We start from the raw sequence: 238 nt of genomic DNA, 5'->3' as shown, positions 1-238 counted from the left end.
ATATATCCGTCGCAGCTCGGCTCGAAGTCGGTGCGGCACCCGACGGCAGTGTTCAGGAGCTGCGGAACGTCTGGCGCTTCGACGAGATCTTCTCCTCCTCCTTCGTCATGGATTTTGACAAGAACACCGATCTAAAGCTGGAACCCAACGAACTCGCGGAGGTCGGCAAGACGGTCCGTGATTCACTGGCCGACTACGACTACTATATGAACCTGACGATCGACGGCAAAAACGTGAC

Annotated in this window: 1 protein-coding gene; it reads left to right on the top strand. The window is 55.9% G+C overall.

The genetic code is table 11. The features are described 5' to 3' along the window. Nucleotides 1–2: 2 nt before the first annotated feature. Nucleotides 3–238: DUF1007 family protein (locus ACPYOJ_RS36650; RefSeq protein WP_481420580.1), on the top strand; the 236-nt coding region annotated here is incomplete at its 3' end.

The organism is Rhizobium sp. SVR5-9E (assembly GCF_056755095.1).
The sequence above is the reverse complement of the archived record's forward strand: the minus strand, read 5'-3'. Positions and strand labels throughout refer to the sequence as shown.